Origin of the sequence: Streptomyces sp. NPDC058295 (genome assembly GCF_042880655.1) — a bacterium.
In the GTDB taxonomy this organism is placed as follows: domain Bacteria; phylum Actinomycetota; class Actinomycetes; order Streptomycetales; family Streptomycetaceae; genus Streptomyces; species Streptomyces coriariae.
Map to the genome: position 1 here is coordinate 137,648 of NZ_JBHVYO010000009.1, position 23,273 is coordinate 160,920.

The window sequence follows — 23,273 nt, forward strand, 5'->3', positions numbered from 1 at the left end:
GGTGCAACTACTGGGTTCTGATGGCTAGTTGGGGATCATTCCGCCGTCGACGGTGAGCACCTTGCCGGTGATGTAGGAGGCGGCGGGGGCGGCCAGGAAGGCGGCCGCCTGGGCCACCTCGGCCGCGGTGCCCATGCGCCCCATCGGGATGACCTGGAGGGCCTCCTTCATGTGGGCCGGAGGCACCTTCTTGACCATGTCGGTGTCGATGAACCCGGGCGCGACGACGTTGACCCGGATGCCGCGCGGGGCGACCTCGTACGACAGCGTCTTGGCCATGGCGATCACCCCGCCCTTGCTGGCGGCGTAGTTGGCCTGGCCGGCCCGGCCGGCGATGCCGCTGGTGGAGGCGATGAAGACGATCGCGCCGCCGCTCGCGTACATCTGCTTGGTCGCCTCGCGGGCGGTGTAGAAGGTGCCGGTCAGATTGGTCCCGATGACCTCCTGCCACTTGGCGGAGCTCATGGCGGCCAGGTGACCGTCGGCGGTGACACCGGAGTTGAGGACGGCGACGTCGAGACGCCCCCAGGCCGCCTTCAGCTGCTTGTACATCGCGGCGACCTGGGCCTCGTCGGAGACGTCCGCCCGGACCGGGAGGGCCTCCCGGCCGAGTGCGCGGATCCGCTCGGCGACCTCCTCGGCCTTCGCCGCGTTGGAGCGGTAGTTGAGGGCCACGTCGCAGCCGTGCTCGGCCAGGGTGAGCGCGATCGCCGCGCCTATGCCGCGCGAGGCGCCGGTGACGAGGGCCTTGGTGCCCTCGGCGAAGAAGGTGCTCATGCGGCCCTCCCCGCCATCGCCGCGGTGACCCGGTGGCTGCCCGGGTCGAACCCCGCGGCCTCGGTGCCGAGGCCGGCCTCGGTGGCGGCCTTGAGGACCGCCTGGGCGACCGCGAGGTCGAGGATGCCGAGCCCGAAGGGCGAGAAGACGATCGTGCCGTCCGTGGCCGGCGGCTCGGAGCAGCCCAGCACGGTGGCGATCTCGGCGTGCACGAACTCCCGGTGACCGGTCTCCTGCTCGGCCCGGTGCAGGGAGGTCCCCTCGCGGACGGCGTGCTCGATGTCGTCGACCACGTTGTACGCGCCGAGCACCGAGCGGGTGCTCAGGTCGCGCAGCGACAGGTGCAGGATCACCTGGCGGGCCGGGCGGTCGGGATGGTCGGCCAGGTCGAGCCAGTACGTCGAGTCGGTGGTCGCGATGCTCACCGTCTGGGCGCCGAGCGCCGCGGCGACGTCACCGGTCCGGAAGGTGATCCCCGGGTACTCGCACTCCAGTTCGGCGGCGAACACCTCGGCACGGCCCGGGACCACGTCCTGGAGTACGACGGTCTCCAGCTCGGGGTGGGTCAGGGTGAGGAAGGCGAGGACCCGCTGGTTGATCGTGCCGCAGCCGACGAGGCCGACCGTGCGCACCGGACGGGAACCGTGCAGCGCGCCGCTGGCGAGGGCGGCGCTCGCCGCGGTCCGGGAGGACGAGATCTGGCTGCCTTCCAGCAGGGCCTGCGGATATCCGGTGTCGAGGTCGTTGAGCACCTGCACGGAGGAGGCCCGCTGGAGACCCTGCTCGACGTTGGCCGGGAAGGACGAGATCCACTTCAGGCCCATCACGGGCTCCGGGCCGCCCAGGTAGGCGGGCAGGGAGATGATGCGCGAGCCGGCGGGCCGCGGCGGGCGCAGGAAGCTGGAGAACGGCACCTGCGAGTGGCCCTGGCCGTGCAGCACGTAGGCGCTGCGGACCGCGTCGAGGACGGCGGGTCCGAGGCCCTTCAGGGCCACTGCGACGTCGTCGCGACCGAGGATCCTCATGACTGACTCCTTTCGTGATCGGTGGTGTCGGGAACGGGGTGGTCGTCGGTGAGCGGGAACTCCTTGAAGCGGTCCTCGACCCAGGAGTCGGAGTAGACGGTGTCGAGGTAGCGGTCGCCGCCGTCGGGAAGGACGGCGACGCAGGTCGCGCCGGGTTCGATCCAGGACGCGGCGGCCTGGAGGGCTGCCACGACGGCGCCCGAGGAGCCGCCGGCGAGGATGGACTCCTGGGCGAGCAGCTGCCGGCAGCCGCGTACGCAGTCGAAGTCGGTGACCTTGACGATCCGGTCCGCGAGGCCGGGCCGCAGCAGCGGGGGCACGACCGCCGCCCCGTGGCCGGGAATCGTGCGCCGGTGGGTGAGCTCCCACGGCTCCGGCGGTCCGAAGATCACGCTGCCGACCGCGTCCACCGCCACCACGTTCGTGGCCAGGCCGTGGTCGCGGATGTACTCGGCGCAGCCGCGCAGCGTGCCGGTCGTGCCGGCCGCGAGGAACAGGTGGTCGGGGCCGCCCGGGAGGGCCTCGTGGATCTCCCGCATGGTGTGGTGGTGGGCCCGGGAGTTGTGCTCGTTGGCGTACTGGTTGGGCCAGTAGGCGTCCGGGACGCTCTCGAGGAGCGACCGCACCCGCTCGATCCGGGCCGGCAGGTACTCGCCGGTGGCCGGGTCCCGGTCGACGACCTCGACCCTGGCGCCGTACGCCCGCATGATGGCGGCGTTCTGCGGGGTGGTGCGCGGGTCGATCACGCAGATCAGGTTCAGCCGGTAGAAGTTGCACAGCTGGGCGAGGGCGATGCCCAGGTTGCCGGAGGAGGACTCCACGACCGTGGAGACGCCGGGGACGAGCTTCCCCGCCCTGATGGCGTGCTCGATCATCGACTTGGCGGCGCGGTCCTTGATGGAGCCGCCCGGGTTGAAGCGCTCGCACTTGGCGTACACCTGGAACCGCGCGGGCGGGAACAGGCGGTCGAGGGCGACCAGCGGGGTGCCGCCGATCGTCGCGACGATGTCGGGGTCCCGGGTGCGGGTGGCACGGACCGCGAGGGCCGCGCCGTCGGAGGCGAGGACGGTCATTCCGGCACCTTTCTGCTGATCTGGAGCCGCAGTTCGCTGACGAAGCGCTCGCCGTCGGCGTCCGGCAACCAGGAGTCCTCGGGAGCCGGCAGCGGCTCGCTGAGGGTGATGACGGCGTCGGGGTCGAGCCGGCGCGCGGCCCGGACGAGGTTGGCGAAGGACAGCACCAGCGTCGGGCTGGTGAAGTCGACGAGGGACGGCTTGGTCTCCTCGGGGAACTTGACGAAGAGCAGGTCGGGCAGGGCGTGTTCGGCCACCCACCGGCGGACGGCGAGATAGTCGCGCTCCCGCTCGGCCTTCTCGGGCAGTCGCGTTCCGGCGGCCGGCAGTCGCCAGGTCTCGCGGAACAGGACCAGGTCGTCGAGGCTCACGCGCGGGGCGTGCGGCCGGTCCAGGCCGATCTTGAAGGCGTCCGCGGCGATGATCGCGACGGGCACCGCGAGCAGCTCGGCGATGCTCCAGACACCCCCGTCGGGGGTGGTCGCCGTGACGGTGCCGTCGGTCTCCGTCAGGCCGACGGACACCGCGGGGTCGACGCGGGCGCGGTCGTCGTACGGGGCCCGGGTGAAGCCGATCAGCCGGTCGCCAGCGCCGATCGGGGCGGGCACCATGCGGCCGCTGTTGCGCTTCCACTCGACCGGCAGCAGCGGCACCAGCCGCCGGGCGCCGATCGCCGCGTTCACCTTGTCCCGCAGCGAGCCGGCGTCGGTGGTCCAGTCGAGGAACGGCAGGTCCAGTGTGGCCAGGCAGGCGTGCAGTTCACCGAGGACGGTGGTGTAGTCGCCGGCGTTGAAGGCGTCGACGGACCGGGCCACCACCTGCAGGTCGGGGCTGTGCACGGCGAGATGGGGTGAGCGCACCGGGCCGGTCGCGAAGACCTCGCGGGCCCGCTCCTCGATGTCGGCCACCGACAGGCGTACCGGGTCCCGCCGTTCCCCGGCGAGGTTCAGCACCTCGCGCCACTTCTCGGCGAGTTCACGGGTCGCGGTCTGCACCGGGGTGGCCTGGTCGCCCCAGAACAGCCCGAGCACCTGCGTCCACACGTCGGCGAGGGTGACGTCCCCGCGGCGGCGGGCCGCGGCCTTGGTCACGAACCCGGCGACCTCCGCCTCCACCAGCTCGGCGAGCCGGTTGCCGAACCAGTCCGCCGCGTCCGCGACCAGGGCCAGCGGACGGGCGATCCCGTCCAGGAAGTCCCGGCCCAGGTCCATCCGGCAGTCCCGCAGGGAGTCCTGGTAGCAGAGCGTGCGGCCGGCGTACGCCTTGCCCTCGTCGCGGGAGGCCGACTGTCCCGTCGTCCGGACGAAGAACTCGTCGAGCCGGTCGAGCGCCGCCACGAGCTCCTCGGCGCTCGACGTCCGGTCGATGCCGTCGCGCAGCCGGTCGAGTCCGGTGAGGACCGCGTCGAAGCGGACGAACAGCTCCGGGTCGCCGATGCCGGCCACCCGCCGGCGCAGCACCTCCTCGGCACGGACGTCGACGGGGATGTTGGCGTCCCAGGTCAGCACCCGCTGCCGCAGCAGCCGGGTCAGGACCTTCTCCACCCGCTCCCGCGCCGTCGCCGGCTCCCAGCCGGTCGCCTCGGCGATGGCCTCGCCGCCGCGGTCGCCGTCCACCAGGCGCAGCACCCGGACGTCGTCCTCGCGCAGCCGCACGGTGCGGCCGCCCTGCATGACGAGCCGGTCGCCGTCGAGGTGCACGTCGGGGCGCAGCATCGGCGGGAACCACCAGCGGGCGCCCGGCTCTGCGGCCATCCAGTCGGCCAGCGCGGCCACCGTCCAGCGTTCGAGGAAGGTGCGGCTGCGCGAGGTGAGCGCCGGGCCGACATCGAGATCGACGGCGCGCTGCCCCTGCCCGACGGAGATCCAGGCCCCGGGGCCGAAGAAGCCGATGGTGTCGGCCTTGGCGCAGTACCGCAGCCAGTACATGGCGAGGGTGCGTTCGCGCTGCCGGCGCTTGGACTCCTTGCCCTTGCGCGCGGCGAGGGAGTCGAGGATCTGGTAGACGGTGCGGTTCTGCCAGGCGATGGCGGTGCGCACCTTGTCGTCGGTGGCCAGGAGGGCCAGTCGCCCGGCCTCGGCGTCGGTGTCGGCGCGGTAGGCGGCGCTGAAGGCCTCCTGGCCGTCCGTGCCGCCGCCGTCCTCCAGCAGCCGCGCCGCCCGGGCGGCGCCCGGTCCGCCGATCAGGCCGAGGCCGGAGACCGGGAAGCCCGCGCTGCGGAGCAGTCCGACGCCCCACACCCGCCACGCGCTGTCGCCCAGCCGGTACGACGGTCCGAAGGCCGTCCAGTCGAGCGTGCGGGTCGCTTCGAGCGTGCCGGTCATGCCGCCGCCCCTTCCGCCGCACGTCGACCGAGCGCGGCCGCCAGCCGGGAGATCCCCTCGGCGATCCGCTTCTTCGGCACGTGGCTGAAGCAGAGCCTGAGCGCGTCGGCGTTCTCCCCGCCGATGCCGAAGTGGGAGCCGGGCACGAAGGAGACCCCGTGCTCGGCCGCCGCGTCGGCGAAGGTGTTCGTGTCGACGCCGTCGCGGTGCCGCAGCCAGATGTAGAAGCCGCCGTCCGGCCGCTGCCACGACCAGGGCCCGTCGGTGCCGAGTTCGGCGTCCAGCGCGTCGGCCATCAGCGTCGACCGCTCCCGGTAGCTCGCCCGGTAGGCATCGACGAGGTCGGTCCAGCCGGACCGTGTGTGGAACGCGGCGAGCGCCGCCTGGGCGAGCGCCGACGGGGACAGCGCCATGATCTCGGTCGTACGGCGCAGGGTGCTCGCGAGTTCCGCCGGCGCCGCGATCCAGCCGCAGCGCAGCCCGGGCGCGAACACCTTGGAGAAGGTGCCGAGATAGATCACCCGGTCGGGGTCGAGGCCCTGGAGGGTGTCGGTGGTCCGCCCGTCGAAGCCGAGCAGACCGTAGGGGTTGTCCTCGACGATCAGCAGGTCCAGCTCCCGGGCCACGGTGAGCAGTTCCTCGCGGCGGGCGACGGAGAGGGTCGCGCCGGTCGGGTTCTGGAAGGTCGGGTTGCAGTACAGGAGGCGGGCGGTGCGGCCGTCGGCGCGCAGTCGCCGCACCGTCTCGCGCAGTCCCTCGGGGTCGAGCCCCTCGGCGTCCTCGGGCACCGCGTGGGGGTGCAGTCCGGCGGTGCGGAAGGCGGCCGCGGCGCCCGGGTAGGCGGGGGTCTGGCACAGGACCGTCTCCCCCGGGGCGGCGAGGCCCAGGGCCACCGCCATCAGCCCCATCTGGGAGCCGCCGGTCGGGACCAGGTTCTCGGCGGTGGTGCGCCCGCCCTCACGGGCCATCAGGTCGGTGATCGCCGGCACCAGGGCCCCCGCGACATGCGGGGTCGTGTACTGGAGGGCGAGCTTCCCGCCGAGCCGCAGGAGCCGGGAGAGCTGGGCGGAGAGGACGTCCAGCGGCAGGACGTCCAGGTCGGGCAGGCCCCCGGCGAAGGAGATCAGGTCCCCGCCCCGCTCGAACAGTCGCGGCATCTCCACCGCGGGTCGTGTGTCGGTCCACATGGCGGTCAGCTCCCGGCTCTGGCCGGCAGCGCGGCGGCCAACTGGTCCTGCACGGAACGCAGCAGGCCGGCCGAGGAGGTGAGCGCCGGGTCGGCGAGCGCCTCGGGGTCGATCTCGATGCCGTACTGCTCCTCGACGGCCATCACCAGGGCGATGGTCTGGAGCGAGTCCACACCGAGGTCCACGAGCGGGGTCTGCGGGTCGGTGACCGTGACGGCGCAGATCTCCTCGACGAGCTGGTCAAACTGCGACTGGTTCATGGGTCGTCCTCGTCTGTGTGGGCTGTCGTGTCGTCTGTCCGATGGGGCGGGGGCCGGCGGCGGTGTCACCAGCCGTGTCGGCGGCGGTGTCGGCGGCGCGGACCAGCAGTCCGGCGGCCTTGCGGTCCGGTTTGCCGTTCGCGGTCAGCGGTACGGCGTCGAGGGGGACGATCCGGTCGGGCAGCCGGGCCCGGTCGAGGCGCGGCCGCAGGCGGTCGCGGACCTCTTCGGGTGTCAGGGAGGTCTGCACGGCCAGGAGCAGGGGGGCGTCCTCGGTCTCGGGCCGGAGCGCCACCGCCGCGATCACGCCGGGGATCCGCTCGGCGGCGTCCTCGATCTCGGTCAGCCCGAGGCGGATCCCGCGCCGCTTGATCATGTCGTCGTCGCGGCCGACGAAGTAGAGCCGGCCGTCCTCGTCGAGGTAGCCCTGGTCGCCGGTGTGGAGCTCCAGCGCGCCGTCGGCGCCACGGACGTAGCGGTGCTGCGCCTCCAGCGGGATGCCCCAGTAGCCGGCCATCACGGTGGCGCCGGCCACGACGATCTCGCCGACCTCGCGGGGGCCGAGCTCCCGCCGGTCGCCGTCGACGATCCGGACCCGGTCGCCGGGGATGGGCCGCCCGACCGAGTCGGGGTGGGCGGCGTACTCGGCGGGGTCGAGGATCGAGATGCGCTTGCACTCGGTCATGCCGTACATCGAGGCGAACGCCGATCCCGGGAAGACCTCGAGGAGTTCGGCCATGACGGCCCGGCCCGGTCGGGCACCCGTGTTGGTGAACAGCCGCACCCTGGTGGGACGTTGGAGCCTGCTCTGCAGCAGCGCCAGCATCTGGGCCAGCGAGGGCACCAGCGGGACGACGGTCACGCCGTGCCGCTCGATCGTCCGCAACAGGCCCCGGTCGCCGCCGCGTTCGGTGAGGACGAGCGTGCCGCCGGTCCGGGCGCAGAGCAGGGCCTGGTAGAGGCCGTAGTCGAAGGAGAGCGGGAGCCGGCACAGCACCACGTCGTCCGCGGTGTAGCCGAGGCGTGTGCCGACGGCCTCGACGGCCGCGATCATCTGCCGGTGCGGGCAGACGACGCCCTTCGGGCGCCCGGTGGTGCCCGAGGTGTAGATCAGCATCGCGACGCCGTCGTCCGGGATCCGGGCGGCGAAGCCGTCGGCGGGGGCGTCCCGGATCTCCTGCCGGGCCTGCTCGACCGGGACGGTCCGGCCGGCCCGCTCCCCCGCGCCGGGCGGGCAGATCGCCAGGGCGGCCGAGCAGTCCTCGACGATGCCGCCGACCTGGAGGTCGGTCAGGTCGGGGTGGACGGGGACGAAGACGGCGCCGATCCGAAGGGTGGCGTGGAAGAGGGCGAGGAAGGTGCGGTCGTTGCCACCGGCGTGGACGACCCGCTGCCCGGGGGCGATGCCCTGGGCCCGTAGCCAGCCGGCCGCGCGGTCGACGTCCGCGCCGAGCTCGGCGTAGGTGAGGCCGCCGTCGCCGTCGACGACCGCGGGGTGGTCGGGGCGCTCGGCGCGGGCGCGCTCGAAGAGGTCAGACACCAGCATGGGCGGTTTCCTCCTTACGGGCGCTCTCGCCGATGCGCACGAGGGCCTTGCCGATGTCGCGGGCCGTGTTGACCGGGAGGACGTCGAGTTCGGGGTGGCGGCGCTTGAGGATGTTGGCGAGGGTGCGGGCGGGCGGCAGGGACACCGTCAGTCCGGGTGCCAGGCGGGCGAGGGTGTGCAGGCACAGGTCCCAGCGCACCGGCCGGACCAGCTGGTCGACGAGCCGCCGGCGGACCGCCTCGGGGTCGGTGACCACCTCGCCGTCGGCGTTGGAGAGCAGGGACCCGTGGGGGGCCGCGAAGTCGGTCGCGGCGGCCGCGGCGGCGAAGGCCCGCCGCGCGGACTCCATGTACGGGGTGTGGAAGGCGCCCGCGACCGGCAGGGGTTTGACGGTCGACTCGGGCGGGGGCGCCGCCGCCAGCTGTTGGAGGTGTTCGGTGAGCCCGGCGGCCACGATCTGGCCGGGACCGTTGAACGTGGCCGCGTACAGGCCGAGTTCGGCGATCCGCTCCAGCACCCGGGCCTCGTCGCCGCCGACTACGGCGGCCATCGAGGTGGGTGCCTCGGCACAGGCCGCGGCCATCGCCCGGCCACGGACCGCGGCCAGCCGTACCGCGTCGGCGGGCGTGAGGACTCCGGCGTAGGCGGCGGCGGTGAGCTCGCCGACCGAGTGCCCGGCCGCGACCGCGGTGCCCGCCGCCGCCAGCGCCTCGTGAGCCAGCAGGCCCTGGGCGACCAGCAGCGGCTGGGTGTTCTCGGTGCGGGCGATCTCCGCGGCCGAGGCCCGGGTGCCCAAGTGGACGAGATCGCGGTCCGCGGCCTCGGACCAGGCCCGTACGCGCTCGGCGTGGACCGGGTCGCGCAGCCAGCCGGCCATCATGCCAGGGGTCTGGGAGCCCTGACCCGGCGCCATGATTGCGAACATGTGTTCTATCCCCCTTTCGTGTTGAGCCCGTCGCACGGCGCTCGGGCCGGCGGGCGGTGGGATGCGGATGGTGTGCGGTGGGTGTGCGGTGGGTGGGGCGAATCGGGTGAAGTGCGTGAGCGGCGGCCGGTGTTACTGGCGGCCGGTGCTCTTCGCGAACCGGCGGACGGCCATGAAGCCGAACCCGGCGAACCAGGCGACGATGTTGAAGACGGCGCCCGCCAGGCTGGAGTGCTCGCCGCTGAAGCTGTAGCCGTCGGTGAGGGCGTAGCGGGCGAGGGTGGAGACGCCGTACATCGGCGTGTACCGCGAGATCTCGAGCATGGTGCCGCTCAGCGGGATGAACAGGTTGCCGAGGAAGGCCAGCGCGGTCATCGTCAGCCCCGGCATGTGCATCACGACGTCGGGCTTGAGGGCCAGACCCAGCGAGATGCCGAGCGCCGCGAAGACCGCGGCCCCGAGCCAGGCGACGACCAGGGATGTCACCCACACCTCGGCGTCGGCGTGCGCGCCGGTGACGAAGCCCAGCACTCCGACGATGGCCACCGGCACGGCGGCCATCACCACCGAACACAGGACCTTGACGAGCAGGTATCCGGGCGGGGCGAGCGGACTCAGCGCGATCGTGCGCATCCAGCCGGCCGACTTCTCGACCGAGATGGTGGCCGCGGAACTGGTGGCGGCCATCGCGGCCCCGTACACGGCGAGGCCGATCATCATCCAGGCGGCGAAGTTGCCGTGCGGCAGCGTGCCGTGGGCCGGCGCGGTACGGAACAGGGCGAGGTAGAGGACGGCCGGGAGGAGAAGGGTGAAGATCGTGGTCTGACGGTTGAAGCGGCGGGCCAGCTCGTAGCGGACGAAGGTGGGGTTGACTCCGCTGAACGACGAGGCGCGGGGGCGGGCGGGCGGCGCGGTCAAAGTGGTCATCGCGGGCCCTCCTGGCCGGTGCGGCCGGCTTGCGTGATGGCCATGAAGGCCTCTTCGAGGCTTCGGGGCGCGACCTCGATCTCGGTGGCGGAGGTCCGGGTGACGAGCAGCCGCAGCAGGGCGTCCGAGTCGGTGGAGTCGAAGTAGTGGCGATCGCCGCGGACCGCGACGGACCGGACGGACGGCGAGCCGGCCACCGAGGCCGCGTCCTGCGGGCTGATCAGCGCGGAGACGGTACGGCCGCTGATACGGGTGCGGATCGAGGAGGCGGACCCGTCGGCGACGACCCGCCCCTGGTCGACCATCACCACCCGGTCGGCGAACCGGTCGGCCTCCTCCATGTAGTGCGTGGCGAACAGGACCGTCATGCCGTGCCGGGCGTCCTCACGGACGGTGGCCCAGAACTCGCGGCGGGCCGCCACGTCCATCCCGGCGGTCGGCTCGTCCAGCACCAGGAACTCCGGGTTCGACAGCAGCGCGATCGCGAACCGCAGCCGCTGCTGCTCACCACCGGAGCACTCGGAGACCCGGCGGTCCCGCAGCCTGGTGACGCCGGCCCTGCTCATCACCGTCTCCGGGTCGGCGCCGGGGTGCAGCGAGCCGAGCATCCGTACGGTGGCCTCGACGGTCAGGTCGGGCAGCAGCCCGCCGCTCTGGAGGACCGCGGCCACGCGACCGGCGCGCACCGCCTGCTGCGCCGCCTCGCCGAACAGCTCCACCTGCCCCGAGTCGGGCCGGGTGAGGCCCAGGAGCATGTCGATCGTGGTCGTCTTGCCCGCGCCGTTCGGTCCGAGAAACGCCACGACCTCGCCGCGCCGGATCCGCAGGTCCAGCCCGTCCACAGCGGTGAACTCCTCGCCCTTGGCGTTGGCGAACCGCTTCACGACCGCGCTGAGCACGGCGGCATCCGGTGACGTCACCTCCCCCGACGCCGGGCGGAGTTGGGTTTCGGTCATCTTCAGGTCCTCACGATCCGGTGGGGGGTGGCTTGACGAGAAACACTCTTGCGCCCCCCGCTATCCGCCCGAACCGAAGCGGCTATCCCTGCCCTATCGGGTCCGGGACCGACACACCGAGGAGGCCGGCAGAGCCCGTGATCCCGACCGGTGTCGGCACCTCGCCCATGACGCTGACCAGCACCTTCGCCCGGTACTTCCGCCCAGCGCTCGCCCATCGCTCGCCTCGGCGTCCGACGGGTGTCCCGACCGTGCCGCGAGCCGCGGACCACGGTCGGCGCGGCGGCGAGAACCTCTTCGTCGCCGTCCCTTGGCTCGACCACACCGGCCTGCACCCGGACGGGTGGCCAGATGCCGTTGCCCGAGGTCCCTGCGGACGGCACCCCCCGTGACCGCGGCGATCGCTAGGGTTGTCCCATGACCGCACTGCCCGACTGGATGCGCCCGCCGGTCTTCCGGGGCGTCCTGGAACGCCCCGTGCCCTTCGAGATCAGCCTCGACCTCGACAAGCTCACTCCGCCCCGGCGCGGCTGACGGTGCCGAAGGTGCACACGTGGAGGCGGAGCCTGACCGCGGCCGGGATCCACGATCCGGAGCTGCGCGACGACTACGGCGAGGCGCGCCGACTGGTGGCGCGGTTCCGCCGCAGTTCCTACCTGGCGGCCCGGCTACTGCTGCCACCGTCGGTGCTGCCGCATGTGGTGGCCGCGACGGCCGTGATGCACCACGGGGACAACCTGCTGGACACTGGCCCGAAACCGCAGCGGACCGCGGCGTGGACGTCCTGGGAGCAGGGGGTGCGCAAGGCACTGGAGACGGGGGTGTCCGACGACCCGCTGATCCGCACGCTGGCGCACACCGTCGCCACGTATCCACGCTTGAAGGAGGCGGTGGAGGAGTACCTGTCCACCGCCGTCGCCGAGCTGGAGTTCACCGGCTTCGCCTCCGAGACCGACTACCAGGCCTACGTGGACGCCTACTCGCTGCCCGCCTTCCTGCTGGTCGCGGTCCTGCTGGGGCCCGAGGACGACGAGATCGCCGAGGTCGACGGCGGCCGGTACCGGGCTATGTGCCGCACGCTCATCGACGGCAGCCAGCGGCTGGACTTCGTCAATGACCTCGCCGAGGACGTCGCGGAAGGGCGCTCGGGCATTCCGGCCCGGACGCTGGCGCGTTTCTCCGTCACGCCGGCGGACCTGGCGGCGGGGCGCGAGTCACCGGGCCTGCGCCTCCTGGTGGAGCACGAGGTCAGGGCGGCCCGGGCCGCCCTGGAGACGGCCCGCGACCTGCCCGTCCGGGTGTCGCCCCCCGGCCGGGCCCTGCTGAAGGCGTTCGTCGAGATCGAGCTGCTGACCGCCGACGCGGCCCTGACCCGCGGCCCGGCCCTGCTGCACGGCCCCGCGAGCCCACCCTTGCCGGCCACCCTGCGGGTCCTGTGGCACGCCCGCCGGACGGCGCGGAGCATCGGCCGCTGAGGGCACGCCGAACAGCCAGGGGCCGGCTCAGGTAACGAGCCGGCCCCATCTGACCTGCGTGTCCGCCAGGCCGCCGGCATAGTGCCACGTCAGCCGCTCAGACGTTGCAGCGGAATGCCCAACACAACGCTCCCACCTGCGAAGGCGCGTCTTTCAACGAGTGCGTCCAGCACAGATCCAGCACGGTTGCGGTTCACCCGGCACCCCTCAGCACGACAATGAGCCGTTGTGTACACATGCGACACTCGGTACTCTTGTGCGCATGACGCAGCCGCTGCCCATAGAGTCCATCCGCGATGTCCGGGCACACCTGGCCGAGGTAGTGGAGCGGGCTGACCGCGACGACGTACCCACGGTGATCACGCGCCGGGGAAAGCAGGTGGCCGCCGTGGTGTCCATCGAAGTGCTCCGGAAGTACCAGGAGTGGGAAGAGCGCGAGATCAACCGAATCATCGACGAGCGCATGACCAACCCGGCACCCGGCATCCCGATCGAGGACATCATGAGGGAGACGCTGGCGCGCAGTGAGTGAGTACCGCACCGTCTTCCGACCCGAGGCTCAAGCCGAACTCCGCAAAGTCCCTCGAGACATGGCCCTCCGCCTTCTCGCCAAGCTGACCGAGCTGGAGAGCGACCCGCTGGGGTTCAACACCACAGCCCTGGTCTCCCAGCCCGACCGACGCCGCCTACGGGTGGGCGACTACCGCGTGATCTACACGATCGACAACGGCGAACTGGTGGTGTGGGTCGTGCACGTCGGGCATCGCTCTACCGTCTACGACACCTGAGCACTCCTGACATCGGGTCAGGATATCCAGCACCGATCCAGCACGGTATCGACGACGGGGCCGGGCTCCCACGAGCCCGACCCCCTCTGACCTGCAGTTCGCCACGCCAGCGACGTGCTGTTGTTCACCCGCTCACACGTTGAAGCGGAACTCCACCACGTCGCCGTCCTGCATGACGTAGTCCTTGCCTTCCATGCGGGCCTTTCCCTTGGCGCGGGCCTCGGCGACCGAGCCGGTCTCCACCAGGTCGGCGAAGGAGATGACCTCCGCCTTGATGAAGCCCTTCTGGAAGTCGGTGTGGATGACACCGGCGGCCTCGGGTGCGGTGGCGCCCTTCTTGATGGTCCAGGCGCGGGACTCCTTGGGGCCGGCCGTGAGGTACGTCTGGAGGCCCAGGGTGTTGAAGCCGACGCGGGCGAGGGTGGCGAGGCCGGGCTCCTCGGCGCCGACCGACTCCAGCAGCTCCATCGCGTCCTCCTCGTCCAGCTCGGCGAGGTCCTGCTCCAGCTTGGCGTTGAGGAAGATCGCCTCGGCCGGGGCGACCAGCGCGCTCTGCTCGGCCTTGAACTCCTCGTCGACCAGCTCGTCCTCGTCGACGTTGAAGACGTAGAGGAACGGCTTGGTGGTGAGCAGGTGCAGGTCGTGCAGGAGCTCCTCGCGTCCGGAGCCCTGGACGATGCCCGCGGAGAAGAGGGTGTCGCCCTTCTCCAGGATCGCCTGCGCCGCCTCGACCGCCGCGACCTTCGCCGCGACCTCCTTCTTGATCCGCGACTCCTTCTGGAGGCGCGGCAGGACCTTCTCGATCGTCTGCAGGTCCGCGAGGATCAGCTCGGTGTTGATCGTCTCGATGTCGTCCTTGGGCGAGACCTTGCCGTCGACGTGGACGACGTTCTCGTCCTTGAAGGCGCGGATGACCTGGCAGATCGCGTCGGACTCGCGGATGTTCGCCAGGAACTTGTTGCCCAGGCCCTCACCCTCGCTCGCGCCGCGCACGATGCCCGCGATGTCGACGAAGTCGACGGTCGCCGGGAGGATCTTCTGCGAGGAGAAGATCTCGGCCAGCTTCGTGAGGCGGGCGTCCGGGACGCCGACCACGCCGACGTTCGGCTCGATCGTGGCGAACGGGTAGTTGGCCGCCAGCACGTCGTTCTTGGTCAGGGCGTTGAACAGGGTCGACTTGCCGACATTCGGCAGACCGACGATTCCGATCGTGAGCGACACGTTGCGACTTCCCGTGGTGAGAGGGCCGGAAGGCCAGTTCCCGGAGTGAGAGGGCCAGGGGCCAGAGAGCTGACCGGTCCACCAGTTTACGGCGTGCCCGGCGCCGCCCCGGCGGACCTGTCGAACGCATGGCCAAGCTCGGCCCCACGGCGTGTCCGACACCCGATTCGGCACATAAACCGACCTAAGTTGGTCCGGTGGAGCAACACAGGACGCGCCCCCCGGCCCGAGGCACCCGCCGCGACCCGCCACCCCTGCCGCCCCAGGCAGGCCGGGAGCCGGGCCGCAAGCAGCCGCGCCCGGCGGGTGGCCCCGGCCGGGCCCGCGCCCCGCGCTCCGTCCGTCCCCGCCCCGCCGGTCGACGGCCCGCGCCGCCCCTGGAGCGGACGGCACGGACGGCACAAGCGGAACGGATGGAGCGGACGGCGCGCCGGCTGCCGAACCCCCGGCTCACCGGGCTCGGCGGCGGGCTGTTCAGCGGAGTGCTGATGTTCGGCATCGGCTGCCTGGACCAGCTGCTGTTCGGTGCCTCACTGACGGTGTACAGCGTGCTGTTCCTGCCGGTGTGCCTGCTGACCGCCCTGTGGGTGCGCGGGGGTGACCTGCTGTCCGCGCCGGTCGTCGTGCCGATCGCCTTCGCCGTGGGACTGCTGCCCGTCTCCGAGGGCGGCAACGGCATCGGGGCCCGGCTGATGGGGCTGGTGACGGCGCTGGCCACCCAGGTCGGCTGGCTGTACGCCGGAACGCTCGTGGCGGGAGCCGCCATCCTGGCGCGCGGACTGCGCCGGGCAGCGGCCCGCCGACAGAACGCCGACCACCACTGACCGCGACCTGCTGTCACCGACGGCAGGTCGCCAGGCATCACAGATCACCACGCACGGGCGCCAGGCACCACCGCCGTCGGCCGCCGGCCCGCCTGGCTCTCGCTACCGGGCAGCCGGGCGGGAAGGCGGACGATCGGGAGGGCCGGAAGGCGGACGGTCGGGAGCGCGGACGTTGGAGCAGCCGGGCGGGCGGGCCCGCCAGGGCTAGTCCGCCTTCGCCGCGTGCATCGCCGCTCCCACGATGCCCGCGTTGTTCTGCAGTTCGGCCGGGACGATCTCCGCCCGGATGCCTTCGATGAGGTGCAGGAACTTGTCGGCCTTGCGGCTGACGCCGCCGCCGATGATGAACAGTTCGGGCGAGAAGAGCATCTCGACGTGGGCGAGGTACTTCGTGACCCGGCGTGCCCAGTGCTCCCAGGTCAGCTCGCCGTCCTCCCTGGCCTTGCTGGAGGCGCGCTTCTCGGCGTCGTGCCCGTGCAGCTCCAGGTGGCCGAGCTCGGTGTTGGGGACGAGGACGCCGTCGACGAAGAGGGCGCTGCCGATGCCCGTGCCGAACGTCAGCAGGATCACCGTGCCGCTGCGGTCGCGGCCGGCGCCGAAGGACACCTCCGCGACGCCCGCCGCGTCCGCGTCGTTGACCACCGTCACCGGCAGGCCGCCCAGCCGCTCGCTGAAGAGGGCACGCGCGTCCGTGTCGATCCAGCTCTTGTCGACGTTGGCCGCCGTACGGATCGTGGAGCCGCCGGTGACCACGCCCGGGAAGGTCAGGCCCACCGGTCCGGTCCACTCGAAGTGCTCGACGACCTCCCGCACGCCGTCGGCCACGCCCTCGGGCGTGGCCGGGTGCGGGGTGAGCACTTTGTGGCGCTCCTGAGCCAGGTCACCCCTGTCCAAATCGACCGGGGCACCCTTGATCCCGGAACCGCCGATGTCCACGCCGAAGATCTGCATGGCCCTACGTTACGACGGTCGACTGACAGTCACTCACTCGGCCGAGGTGTCGGTCAGCTGTCCGCCGGACCGGACACCGCGCCGGACGCCGTGTCGGACGCGGCCTCGGACGCCGTACCGCTGCCGCCCCGCTGGGCCGCCAGGGCCGCCGCCTCCTCGCGCAGGTCACGGCGGAGCTCCTTGGGCAGCGAGAAGGTGATGTGCTCCTCGGCCGCCTTGACGAGCTCGACGTCCCCGTAGCCGCGCTCGGTGAGCCAGGCCAGGACCTCCTCGACGAGGACCTCCGGGACGGAGGCGCCGGAGGTGACGCCCACCGTGGTCACGCCCTCCAGCCACGCCTCGTCGATCTCGCTCGCGAAGTCGACCAGGTGGGCCGCGCGGGAGCCGGCGAGCTTGGCGACCTCGACGAGCCGCACGGAGTTCGAGGAGTTGCGGGAGCCGACCACGATCACCAGCTCCGCCTCCGCGCCCATCTGCTTCACCGCGAGCTGACGGTTCTGCGTGGCGTAGCAGATGTCGTCGCTGGGCGGGGAGATGAGCTGCGGGAACTTCTCCTTGAGGGCGTCGACCGTCTCCATGGTCTCGTCGACCGAGAGGGTGGTCTGGGAGAGCCACACGATCTTCGACGGATCGCGGACCTCCACCTTGGCGACGTCCTCGGGGCCGTCGACGAGCTGGATGTGCTCGGGGGCCTCGCCGGAGGTGCCGATGACCTCCTCGTGGCCCTCGTGCCCGATCAGGAGGATGTCGTAGTCCTCGCTGGCGAAGCGCACGGCTTCCTTGTGGACCTTGGTGACCAGGGGGCAGGTGGCGTCGATGGTGGCCAGCCGCCCGCGCGCGGCCTCCTCGTGGACGACGGGGGCGACACCGTGCGCGGAGAACATGACGATATTGCCCGGCGGGACCTCCTCCGTCCGCTCGACGAAGACGGCGCCCTTTCGCTCCAGGGTCTGCACGACGTACTTGTTGTGGACGATCTCGTGCCGGACGTAGACCGGCGCCCCGTACTGCTCCAGGGCCTTCTCGACGGCGATCACGGCACGGTCGACGCCCGCGCAGTAGCCCCGGGGAGCGGCGAGCAGGACACGGCGGCGGCCAGGCGAAGCAGTCATGCGTCCCATCGTAAGGCCGCGCCCGAGGGGTCGGAGATCACCACTTTGGGGAGACTGGGCAGACCGGCCGTGAGCCGAGGGGGGTGGCCAGGACCCGACGCGCGGAGGCACTGATGTCCGACACCGCCGACACCGGCACCCAGGACCGTCCGGCCCGGGAGGGTCCCGGACACCTGCGGCGGAGCCTGCGCTTTCGCGACCTGGTCGTCTACGGGCTGCTGTTCATCGCGCCCATGGCGCCGGTCGGCATCTTCGGCACGCTGGACGCGAAGTCGCACGGGGCGGTGGCGCTGGTCTACGTCGTCGCGACGGTCGCCATGGCGTTCACCGCTTTCAGTTACGCGCAGATGGTGCGGGTCGTCCCCCAGGCGGGCTCGGTGTTCGCCTACGCGCGCGTGGCGCTCGGCGAGAGGGCCGGGTTCGTGGCCGGCTGGATGGCGCTGCTGGACTACGTCCTCATCCCGGCCGTGGCGTACCTGTTCTCCGGCATCGCGATGAACGCGCTGGTCCCGGAGGTCTCCCGGTGGGTGTGGACGGCGCTCGCGGTCGTGGTCACCACCCTTCTCAACCTGTGGGGCGTGCGGGCGGCGGCCCGCGTGGGCTTCCTGGTGCTGGCGCTGGAGATCGTCGTCCTGGTCGTCTTCGTGGTGTCCGCGGTGGTGGTCCTCGCGCGCGACGGTGCGGAGCGCGGCTGGCTGTCGCCGGTGGGCGGAGACGGCTCGCAGGGGGCGTTCGCGCTGTCCGCGGTGATCGGCGCGGTGTCGGTGGCCGTCCTGTCCTATCTGGGCTTCGACGCGATCGCGAGCTTCGCGGAGGAGGTCACCGGGGGCTCGGAGAAGGTCGCGCGGGCCCTGTTGTTCTGTCTGGCGCTGGCCGGTGTGCTGTTCGTGACGCAGACGTACCTGGTGGCGCTGCTGGAGCCGGTGTCGTCCGCCGAGCTGGCCGCCGATCCCGGTCGGCAGGGGTCGGCGTTCTATGAAGCCGTGGATGTGTCCGTCGGTACCTGGCTGCACGATCTGGTGGCGGTCAGCAAGGCGATCGGGGCCGCGTTCGCCGCCCTGGCCGGACAGGCGGCGGCCGGCCGGTTGCTGTTCGCCATGGGACGTGAGCGGCGGCTGCCGCGGGTGCTGGCCCGGACGGACGGGGGCGTGCCGCGGGTCGCGCTGCTGTGTTCGGCCGTCGTCACGATGGTCGCGGCGGTGTGGGCGGCGCGGCGCGACGACGGGATGGATCACCTGGTGTCGGTGGTCGACATCGGCGCGCTGACGGCCTTCACCCTGCTGCACGCGAGCGTGGTGGGGTGGTTCGCGGTGCGGCGGGCGGGTGGCCCGGTGGTGTGGTGGCGGCATGTGCTGATGCCGGTGGCGGGTGCGGCGATCACGATCGCGGTGATCGCGGAGGCGTCCGGCACGGCGCAGTGGGTGGGCCTGATCTGGCTGGCGGTGGGTGCGGTGGTGCTGTTCGCGCAGCGCGGGCGGCCGCGGGCCGCCGCCTAGGGGTACGCCGCAGCCCCGCCGCCCCTTCCCCGGCCCTCGCCCCGCCCTTCCTCGCCCCGGGAGGCGGGACCCCCGGATTGTCGGTGGCGGCCGATACGCTCGGGCGCATGGCTGTGAACACGTCCGCGGACGCCCCGCTGCCCGTCGGCGAGGTCTCGCGGCTCATCGGAAGCTGGATCGACCGGCTCGGCGCGGTGTGGGTCGAGGGGCAGATCACCCAGTTGTCGCGCCGGCCGGGTGCCGGCGTGGTGTTTCTGACGCTGCGGGACCCGTCGCACGACATCTCGGTGGGCGTCACCTGCTACCGGCAGGTCTTCGACGCGGTCGCGGACGTCGTCGGGGAGGGTGCGCGGGTCGTCGTCCACGCGAAGCCGGAGTGGTACGCGCCGCGCGGCCAGCTGTCGCTGCGGGCCGTCGAGATAAGGCCGGTGGGGGTCGGCGAGCTGCTGGCGCGGCTGGAGCAGCTGAAGAAGTCCCTGACCGCGGAGGGCCTCTTCGCCCCGGCCCGGAAGAAGCCGCTGCCCTTCCTGCCGCAGCTCATCGGGCTGGTGTGCGGACGGGCCTCGGCCGCCGAGCGGGACGTCCTCGAGAACGCCCGGCACCGCTGGCCCGCCGTCCGCTTCGAGGTGCGCAACGTCGCCGTCCAGGGCGTGCACGCGGTGACGCAGGTCGTCCAGGCGGTGAAGGAGCTGGACGGCCTGGACGAGGTGGACGTGATCATCGTCGCGCGCGGCGGTGGAAGCGTGGAGGATCTGCTGCCGTTCTCCGACGAGCAGCTGGTCAGGGCGGTCGCGGCCTGCCGTACGCCGGTCGTCTCGGCGATCGGGCACGAGCCGGACAACCCCCTCCTCGACCATGTGGCCGACCTGCGCGCCTCGACACCGACCGACGCCGCGAAGAAGGTCGTACCGGACGTCGGCGAGGAACTGGAGCGGGTGCGGATGCTGCGCGGGCGGGCGCGGCGGTGCGCGCAGGCGTTCCTGGAGCGGGAGGAACGCGGGCTCGCCCACGCCCTCGCGCGGCCCGCGATGCAGGATCCGCATCGGATGATCGACGAGCGGGCCGATCACGTCTCCTCGCTCGTCGACCGTTCGCGGCGCACGCTCGGGCACCTCCTGGACCGCGCCGACTCCGAGCTGACGCATACGCACGCGCGCGTGGTGGCCCTCTCACCGGCCGCGACGCTGAAGCGGGGGTACGCGGTGCTCCAGAGGGCCGACGGGCACGTGGTCCGGGATCCGGCCGAGGTGACGGCCACCGAGACCTTGCGCGCGCGGGTCGCCGAGGGCGAGTTCACCGTCCGGGTCGACGACGTCGACACCTAGGCACCAACGTCCACAACGACCACGACGACCACTGGGATTGGGTGCATGACGAGCAAGACGGACGAGGCGCTCGGGTACGAGCAGGCCCGCGACGAGCTGATCGAGGTCGTACGGCGTCTGGAGGCGGGGGGGACGACGCTGGAGGAGTCCCTCGCCCTCTGGGAGCGCGGTGAGGAGCTGGCCAAGGTGTGCAGGCGCTGGCTGGAGGGCGCCCGGGCACGGCTGGACGCGGCACTGGCCGAGGAGGGCGAGGCGGAAGAGGGAGAGTGAGCCGAGCCGAGGCACTCTCGGCCGGGGGATGCGGTGAGGTCCGGCACTGTGCGGCGGCCCTGTGCGGCGGGAGCGTGAGGCGGCCCTGTGCAGTCGGCGCGCGCGGCCCTGCGCAGCGGGCGTGTGAGGCGGCGCCGCGCGGCGGCCCTGCGTAGCGGAAGCGTGAGGCGGCCCCGTGCACCGGGCGCGTGGATGCGGCCCTCTGTGGCAGGCGCTTGCGACGGCGCCGCGCGACGGCCCCGTGCCGGCAAGTCTGTGAAGCGGATCACCTCACTCCGACTTTTGTTGAACCTTGAACCTTCCATGCGTACTCTCGGTGTCGTCAGCCTATCCGGACCGCGGTCCGGTACGGGATCCGGACGCCATCACCGAGGAAGTTCCCGCATGTCTCTCGTTCTCGACCCCACCGCCCAAGACCTGCTGTTCCGCGAGGCCCACACCGCGAACGCCTTCACCGACGAGCCGGTGACCGACGAGCAGGTCCAGGCGATCTACGACCTGGTCAAGTACGGGCCGACGGCGTTCAACCAGACCCCGCTGCGCATCACCCTGGTCCGCTCCGCCGAGGCCCGCGAGCGCCTGGTGCAGCACATGGCCGAGGGCAACCAGCCCAAGACCGCCACCGCCCCGCTGGTCGCGATCCTCTCCGCGGACAACGAGTTCCACCAGGAGCTGCCGACCCTGTTCCCGGCCTTCCCGCAGGCCAAGGAGCTCTTCTTCAGCGAGCGTCCGGCCCGCGAGGGCGCAGCCGCGCTGAACGCCGCCCTCCAGGCCGCGTACTTCATCATCGGTGTCCGCGCCGCCGGTCTCGCCGCAGGCCCGATGACCGGCGTGGACTTCGAGGGCGTCCGCAAGGAGTTCCTGGACGACGACCACACCCCGCTGATGGTGGTCAACATCGGCAAGCCGGGCGAGGGCGCCTCCTACCCGCGCTCCCCGCGCCTGGCGTACGACGAGGTCGTCACCACCGTCTGAGACCGGTGACATGCGAAGAGGCCCCCGCCGAGCACGCCGGGGGCCTCTTCGCTGTCACCTCGCAGTCACCGCGCGGTGCTTTCCGCAGGTCGGGGGGTGTTCACGCCAGCTTCAGCGCGCCGGCCATCGCCGACAGTTGTTCGAAGGAGCCCGTGCCCGCCACCACGGTGGTGGAGCCCGTCTCGCCCTGGAGGACGAGCGCGTCGTACCGGCCGCCGGTGTAACGGGTCCAGGTACGGCCGCCGATCTGCTCGGTGACCTTGGTCGCCTTCGAGCCCTGACTCGCCTCCTCGACGAACTCCGAGCGCTGCTGAGTGGACTGCTCGATCGCCACGTACTCCCCGTCGGGAGCGTGGAAACCGAGGTGCCATGCGTCGAAGTCCTCTCCCTGGAACCGCACCGAGGTCGCCTTCCAGGCGTCGGGCAGCCCCTCGGGCGCGGCCACCGGGTACGTCGCCGCGCGGCGCGCCGTGAGGAGCTCGACGCGGTAGTCGACCTGCTGGACCTCGCGGGGGCGATCGTCGTGCGGGACGAAGAGGTATATGACCCACGCCGCGATCATGATCACCCCGAGGGAGAGAATCATGTCGCGGGCTGTCTTCTGCTTGCCGTTCGAACCTGCCACGCCCCCTATCGTCGCAGGTGCCCGATGCGCTCATCCGTGGGGTCCCCTGCTCATTTTGTCGGACTGACGATAGAGTCGGGATCGAACCCTCATCCGGCCGTCGTCGTATCAGAAAGGTGCGCTCCGATGACCGAGCATCATCAATTGCCGTCCGAACTCGATGTCCCCTCCGAGGCCCCCGACCGCAACCTCGCCCTGGAACTCGTCCGGGTGACCGAAGCCGCCGCCATGGCCGCCGGCCGCTGGGTGGGACGCGGTGACAAGAACGGTGCCGACGGTGCCGCGGTGCGCGCCATGCGGACCCTCGTCTCCACTGTGTCGATGAACGGCGTGGTCGTCATCGGCGAGGGCGAGAAGGACGAAGCCCCGATGCTCTTCAACGGAGAGCGCGTCGGTGACGGAACCGGGCCCGAGGTCGACATCGCGGTCGACCCGATCGACGGCACCACGCTGACGGCCAAGGGCATGCCGAACGCGATCGCCGTCCTCGCGGCCACCGAGCGGGGCGCGATGTTCGACCCGTCCGCCGTGTTCTATATGGACAAGCTGGTCACCGGCCCCGAGGCCGCCGACTTCGTCGACATCGACGCGCCCGTGGCCGTGAACATCCGGCGGGTCGCCAAGGCCAAGCGGGCCACGCCCGAGGACGTCACCGTCGTCATCCTGGACCGCCCGCGGCACGAGGGCATCATCGAGGAGATCCGGGCGACCGGGGCGCGCATCAAGCTGATCTCCGACGGTGATGTCGCCGGCTCGATCCTGGCCCTGCGCGAGGGCACCGGCGTCGACCTGCTGCTCGGCGTCGGCGGCACCCCCGAGGGCATCATCTCGGCCTGTGCCGTGAAGTGCCTGGGCGGTGTCATCCAGGGCAAGCTGTGGCCCAAGGACGCCGAGGAGCGGCAGCGGGCACTCGACGCCGGGCACGACCTCGACCGCGTCCTGACCACCGAGGACCTGGTGACCGGCGAGAACGTGTTCTTCGTCGCCACCGGCATCACCGACGGTGAGCTGCTGCGGGGGGTCAGGTACCGGTCGGAGACCGCGACCACCGACTCGATCGTGATGCGGTCGAAGTCCGGGACGGTACGGCGGATCGACTCCGAGCACCGGCTGAGCAAGCTGCGGGCCTACAGCGCGGTCGACTTCGACCGGGCCAAGTGACCCCGTAGCCCGGTCGGGCCGGGCAGCCCGGTGGTCCGGTCGGGCCGAGC

At 72.0% G+C, this 23,273-nt stretch carries 23 protein-coding genes; 9 read left to right on the top strand and 14 right to left on the bottom strand.

Annotated elements, in window-relative coordinates:
- Positions 1-24: 24 nt before the first annotated feature.
- The 10 genes from fabG to ACFVYS_RS12260 all read right to left on the bottom strand — a co-directional run bounded on the left by fabG (position 25) and on the right by ACFVYS_RS12260 (position 11,000).
- Positions 25-777 (bottom strand): 3-oxoacyl-ACP reductase FabG, encoded by a 753-nt coding sequence (gene fabG / locus ACFVYS_RS12215; protein WP_389501281.1) that lies wholly within the window; start codon positions 775-777, stop codon positions 25-27.
- The gene (sbnB, locus tag ACFVYS_RS12220; RefSeq protein WP_389501282.1) at positions 774-1,802 is read right to left on the bottom strand and encodes a 2,3-diaminopropionate biosynthesis protein SbnB; all 1,029 of its coding nucleotides are present in this window, start codon (positions 1,800-1,802) and stop codon (positions 774-776) included. The genes fabG and sbnB overlap by 4 nt, the downstream gene beginning before the upstream one ends.
- Positions 1,799-2,875, bottom strand: coding sequence for a 2,3-diaminopropionate biosynthesis protein SbnA (gene sbnA, locus ACFVYS_RS12225; RefSeq protein ID WP_389501284.1), 1,077 nt, complete (start codon positions 2,873-2,875; stop codon positions 1,799-1,801). Before sbnA ends, sbnB begins: the two co-directional genes overlap by 4 nt.
- Positions 2,872-5,199: a lantibiotic dehydratase gene (locus tag ACFVYS_RS12230; RefSeq protein ID WP_389501286.1), complete on the bottom strand. Its 2,328-nt coding sequence runs from the start codon at positions 5,197-5,199 to the stop codon at positions 2,872-2,874. Before ACFVYS_RS12230 ends, sbnA begins: the two co-directional genes overlap by 4 nt.
- A complete protein-coding gene (locus ACFVYS_RS12235) occupies positions 5,196-6,386 on the bottom strand; it encodes a PLP-dependent aminotransferase family protein (protein WP_389501288.1) in 1,191 nt (396 codons plus the stop codon). Before ACFVYS_RS12235 ends, ACFVYS_RS12230 begins: the two co-directional genes overlap by 4 nt.
- A gap of 5 nt (positions 6,387-6,391) precedes the next feature.
- Positions 6,392-6,646 carry an acyl carrier protein gene (locus ACFVYS_RS12240; RefSeq protein WP_389501290.1) on the bottom strand — a complete coding sequence of 85 codons (255 nt, stop codon included), beginning with the start codon at positions 6,644-6,646 and terminating at the stop codon, positions 6,392-6,394.
- Entirely contained in the window at positions 6,627-8,192 is a 1,566-nt protein-coding gene (locus tag ACFVYS_RS12245) for a class I adenylate-forming enzyme family protein (protein WP_389501292.1), read from the bottom strand. Before ACFVYS_RS12245 ends, ACFVYS_RS12240 begins: the two co-directional genes overlap by 20 nt.
- A complete protein-coding gene (locus ACFVYS_RS12250) occupies positions 8,179-9,117 on the bottom strand; it encodes an ACP S-malonyltransferase (protein ID WP_389501294.1) in 939 nt (312 codons plus the stop codon). The genes ACFVYS_RS12245 and ACFVYS_RS12250 overlap by 14 nt, the downstream gene beginning before the upstream one ends.
- Positions 9,118-9,249: 132 nt before the next feature.
- Complete coding sequence (locus tag ACFVYS_RS12255; RefSeq protein ID WP_057603207.1) at positions 9,250-10,044, bottom strand: ABC transporter permease; 795 nt, start codon at positions 10,042-10,044, stop codon at positions 9,250-9,252.
- Complete coding sequence (locus ACFVYS_RS12260; protein WP_389501295.1) at positions 10,041-11,000, bottom strand: ATP-binding cassette domain-containing protein; 960 nt, start codon at positions 10,998-11,000, stop codon at positions 10,041-10,043. Before ACFVYS_RS12260 ends, ACFVYS_RS12255 begins: the two co-directional genes overlap by 4 nt.
- Positions 11,001-11,545: 545 nt before the next feature.
- On the opposite strand from ACFVYS_RS12260, the gene ACFVYS_RS12265 reads away from it, so the two are divergent.
- From ACFVYS_RS12265 to ACFVYS_RS12275, 3 genes are all read left to right on the top strand, one after another.
- Positions 11,546-12,475 carry a squalene/phytoene synthase family protein gene (locus ACFVYS_RS12265; protein WP_389501297.1) on the top strand — a complete coding sequence of 310 codons (930 nt, stop codon included), beginning with the start codon at positions 11,546-11,548 and terminating at the stop codon, positions 12,473-12,475.
- Positions 12,476-12,737: 262 nt separating this feature from the next.
- On the top strand, positions 12,738-13,007 hold the full coding sequence (locus ACFVYS_RS12270) for a type II toxin-antitoxin system Phd/YefM family antitoxin (protein ID WP_093544945.1): 270 nt from the start codon (positions 12,738-12,740) through the stop codon (positions 13,005-13,007).
- Positions 13,000-13,263, top strand: a complete 264-nt coding sequence (locus ACFVYS_RS12275) for a type II toxin-antitoxin system RelE/ParE family toxin (RefSeq protein WP_389501299.1) — start codon at positions 13,000-13,002, stop codon at positions 13,261-13,263. Before ACFVYS_RS12270 ends, ACFVYS_RS12275 begins: the two co-directional genes overlap by 8 nt.
- Positions 13,264-13,395: 132 nt before the next feature.
- Here the strand turns inward: ACFVYS_RS12275 and ychF are convergent, their stop codons facing one another.
- Positions 13,396-14,484 (bottom strand): redox-regulated ATPase YchF, encoded by a 1,089-nt coding sequence (gene ychF / locus ACFVYS_RS12280; RefSeq protein ID WP_389501301.1) that lies wholly within the window; start codon positions 14,482-14,484, stop codon positions 13,396-13,398.
- 413 nt (positions 14,485-14,897) lie between these two features.
- Between ychF and ACFVYS_RS12285 the strand changes: the two genes are divergently transcribed.
- Complete coding sequence (locus ACFVYS_RS12285; RefSeq protein ID WP_389501303.1) at positions 14,898-15,308, top strand: DUF6542 domain-containing protein; 411 nt, start codon at positions 14,898-14,900, stop codon at positions 15,306-15,308.
- A gap of 204 nt (positions 15,309-15,512) precedes the next feature.
- Here the strand turns inward: ACFVYS_RS12285 and ppgK are convergent, their stop codons facing one another.
- Together ppgK and ACFVYS_RS12295 are read right to left on the bottom strand one after the other, a co-directional pair.
- Entirely contained in the window at positions 15,513-16,259 is a 747-nt protein-coding gene (gene ppgK / locus ACFVYS_RS12290) for a polyphosphate--glucose phosphotransferase (RefSeq protein WP_389501305.1), read from the bottom strand.
- A 53-nt stretch (positions 16,260-16,312) separates the two neighbouring features.
- On the bottom strand, positions 16,313-17,380 hold the full coding sequence (locus ACFVYS_RS12295; protein WP_389501307.1) for a 4-hydroxy-3-methylbut-2-enyl diphosphate reductase: 1,068 nt from the start codon (positions 17,378-17,380) through the stop codon (positions 16,313-16,315).
- A gap of 104 nt (positions 17,381-17,484) precedes the next feature.
- On the opposite strand from ACFVYS_RS12295, the gene ACFVYS_RS12300 reads away from it, so the two are divergent.
- From ACFVYS_RS12300 to ACFVYS_RS12315, 4 genes are all read left to right on the top strand, one after another.
- Entirely contained in the window at positions 17,485-18,867 is a 1,383-nt protein-coding gene (locus ACFVYS_RS12300; RefSeq protein ID WP_389501309.1) for an APC family permease, read from the top strand.
- A 107-nt stretch (positions 18,868-18,974) separates the two neighbouring features.
- Positions 18,975-20,192: an exodeoxyribonuclease VII large subunit gene (xseA, locus tag ACFVYS_RS12305; RefSeq protein ID WP_389501311.1), complete on the top strand. Its 1,218-nt coding sequence runs from the start codon at positions 18,975-18,977 to the stop codon at positions 20,190-20,192.
- A 45-nt stretch (positions 20,193-20,237) separates the two neighbouring features.
- Complete coding sequence (locus tag ACFVYS_RS12310) at positions 20,238-20,462, top strand: exodeoxyribonuclease VII small subunit (RefSeq protein ID WP_020128007.1); 225 nt, start codon at positions 20,238-20,240, stop codon at positions 20,460-20,462.
- Between the two features lie 384 nt (positions 20,463-20,846).
- A complete protein-coding gene (locus ACFVYS_RS12315) occupies positions 20,847-21,437 on the top strand; it encodes a malonic semialdehyde reductase (RefSeq protein ID WP_389501313.1) in 591 nt (196 codons plus the stop codon).
- A 100-nt stretch (positions 21,438-21,537) separates the two neighbouring features.
- Here the strand turns inward: ACFVYS_RS12315 and ACFVYS_RS12320 are convergent, their stop codons facing one another.
- Entirely contained in the window at positions 21,538-22,062 is a 525-nt protein-coding gene (locus ACFVYS_RS12320; RefSeq protein WP_389501315.1) for a DUF4245 domain-containing protein, read from the bottom strand.
- A gap of 126 nt (positions 22,063-22,188) precedes the next feature.
- Here ACFVYS_RS12320 and glpX point away from each other — a divergent pair, with 126 nt between their 5' ends.
- Entirely contained in the window at positions 22,189-23,223 is a 1,035-nt protein-coding gene (gene glpX / locus ACFVYS_RS12325; RefSeq protein ID WP_389501317.1) for a class II fructose-bisphosphatase, read from the top strand.
- Positions 23,224-23,273: the final 50 nt, after the last annotated feature.

Excerpts from the sequence above, each read along its gene's own strand:
- fabG (WP_389501281.1), bottom strand. The coding sequence starts at position 777 with ATGAGCACCTTCTTCGCCGAGGGCACCAAGGCCCTCGTCACCGGCGCC.
- sbnB (WP_389501282.1), bottom strand. The coding sequence starts at position 1,802 with ATGAGGATCCTCGGTCGCGACGACGTCGCAGTGGCCCTGAAGGGCCTC.
- sbnA (WP_389501284.1), bottom strand. The coding sequence starts at position 2,875 with ATGACCGTCCTCGCCTCCGACGGCGCGGCCCTCGCGGTCCGTGCCACC.
- ACFVYS_RS12230 (WP_389501286.1), bottom strand. The coding sequence starts at position 5,199 with ATGACCGGCACGCTCGAAGCGACCCGCACGCTCGACTGGACGGCCTTC.
- ACFVYS_RS12235 (WP_389501288.1), bottom strand. The coding sequence starts at position 6,386 with ATGTGGACCGACACACGACCCGCGGTGGAGATGCCGCGACTGTTCGAG.
- ACFVYS_RS12240 (WP_389501290.1), bottom strand. The coding sequence starts at position 6,646 with ATGAACCAGTCGCAGTTTGACCAGCTCGTCGAGGAGATCTGCGCCGTC.
- ACFVYS_RS12245 (WP_389501292.1), bottom strand. The coding sequence starts at position 8,192 with ATGCTGGTGTCTGACCTCTTCGAGCGCGCCCGCGCCGAGCGCCCCGAC.
- ACFVYS_RS12250 (WP_389501294.1), bottom strand. The coding sequence starts at position 9,117 with ATGTTCGCAATCATGGCGCCGGGTCAGGGCTCCCAGACCCCTGGCATG.
- ACFVYS_RS12255 (WP_057603207.1), bottom strand. The coding sequence starts at position 10,044 with ATGACCACTTTGACCGCGCCGCCCGCCCGCCCCCGCGCCTCGTCGTTC.
- ACFVYS_RS12260 (WP_389501295.1), bottom strand. The coding sequence starts at position 11,000 with ATGACCGAAACCCAACTCCGCCCGGCGTCGGGGGAGGTGACGTCACCG.
- ACFVYS_RS12270 (WP_093544945.1), top strand. The coding sequence starts at position 12,738 with ATGACGCAGCCGCTGCCCATAGAGTCCATCCGCGATGTCCGGGCACAC.
- ACFVYS_RS12285 (WP_389501303.1), top strand. The coding sequence starts at position 14,898 with ATGGAGCGGACGGCGCGCCGGCTGCCGAACCCCCGGCTCACCGGGCTC.
- ppgK (WP_389501305.1), bottom strand. The coding sequence starts at position 16,259 with ATGCAGATCTTCGGCGTGGACATCGGCGGTTCCGGGATCAAGGGTGCC.
- ACFVYS_RS12295 (WP_389501307.1), bottom strand. The coding sequence starts at position 17,380 with ATGGGACGCATGACTGCTTCGCCTGGCCGCCGCCGTGTCCTGCTCGCC.
- ACFVYS_RS12300 (WP_389501309.1), top strand. The coding sequence starts at position 17,485 with ATGTCCGACACCGCCGACACCGGCACCCAGGACCGTCCGGCCCGGGAG.
- xseA (WP_389501311.1), top strand. The coding sequence starts at position 18,975 with ATGGCTGTGAACACGTCCGCGGACGCCCCGCTGCCCGTCGGCGAGGTC.
- ACFVYS_RS12310 (WP_020128007.1), top strand. The coding sequence starts at position 20,238 with ATGACGAGCAAGACGGACGAGGCGCTCGGGTACGAGCAGGCCCGCGAC.
- ACFVYS_RS12315 (WP_389501313.1), top strand. The coding sequence starts at position 20,847 with ATGTCTCTCGTTCTCGACCCCACCGCCCAAGACCTGCTGTTCCGCGAG.
- glpX (WP_389501317.1), top strand. The coding sequence starts at position 22,189 with ATGACCGAGCATCATCAATTGCCGTCCGAACTCGATGTCCCCTCCGAG.